2 protein-coding genes are annotated in these 989 nt (G+C 31.5%); both read left to right on the forward strand.

Annotation, left to right across the window (positions count from 1 at the left end):
• Nucleotides 1-281: 281 nt before the first annotated feature.
• Nucleotides 282-443 carry a hypothetical protein gene (locus tag FAY33_RS19730; protein ID WP_185967726.1) on the forward strand — a complete coding sequence of 54 codons (162 nt, stop codon included), beginning with the start codon at nt 282-284 and terminating at the stop codon, nt 441-443.
• On the forward strand, nt 443-952 hold the full coding sequence (locus FAY33_RS18930) for an HAD domain-containing protein (RefSeq protein WP_143323023.1): 510 nt from the start codon (nt 443-445) through the stop codon (nt 950-952). The genes FAY33_RS19730 and FAY33_RS18930 overlap by 1 nt, the downstream gene beginning before the upstream one ends.
• Nucleotides 953-989 lie beyond the last annotated feature (37 nt).

Consider the following 989-nt stretch of genomic DNA (forward strand, 5'->3'; position numbering starts at 1 on the left):
AGTGTCGAAAGATTTTTATAAGAAGGCAAAGGATAGCATGTTGGTGCTACCTGAAGCAAAATAATTATTAAGCAAAGGGTTATTTGCTGGTAAAAGGATATGTCTATACACAGGAGGTGAAATATAACGAAGGAAAGTGAGTTTGATAAAATGGTTGACGAACTAATTGAATCATGTTTTGAGATTAGTTCTGGAAATTACTACAACGATAAATGTTTGGAATTTGACGATGTATTAGAAATCCTACAGAAATATATTTCAATAAAAAATAAGGAGAACATATGACGGTATCGGATGAAAGTGTTTTAAAAGAAATAGAAAAAGCATTAAAAGATGTAGAATTGGCGTACAATCGGTCAACCAATATCGATTGTGATGGAATTTTAAATAGGGCGTATGGAAGATTAAGAACTTTATTAAACATATTAAGGGCAAATAAATAGTGGGGGATAATTCTATTAAAATAATATTTTTAGACATTGATGGCGTTCTGAATTGTCATGAGTCTAAATCAAGATGTGATGGATTTATCGGGATAGATAATTCTAAAGTAAAATGTCTGTCAGAAATAATAAAAGAAACAAATGCAAAAATAGTTTTGTGCTCATCTTGGAAGTCGGATTGGGAACGAATTAATAAATCAGAGCAAGGTCAACCAGGAAATTATCTTGATAAAAAACTAAGAAAAGTAAGATTATTCATCTTGGATAAGACAAATGATAATGGAGGAAATCGTGGCGAAGGAATTTATAACTGGATTCAAGAACATAGCAATATCGAATCATGGATAGTTCTTGATGATGAAATATTTCCTGATTATGAAAAGTTTAATATTATGCCACATTTGGTTAAAACGAATTTCTATACCATACAAGGTGGATTGCTATATAAGCATGTGGATCAGGCTATAAAACTGTTAAATGAAGTACAAGGAAAGGGCTCTTATGAATAAAACAGTATGCGACATATGTGGAAACGACTGTTCGGGA

This window comes from Clostridium sp. HBUAS56010 (assembly GCF_007115105.1).
Taxonomy (GTDB): Bacteria; Bacillota; Clostridia; order Lachnospirales; family Lachnospiraceae; genus Lacrimispora.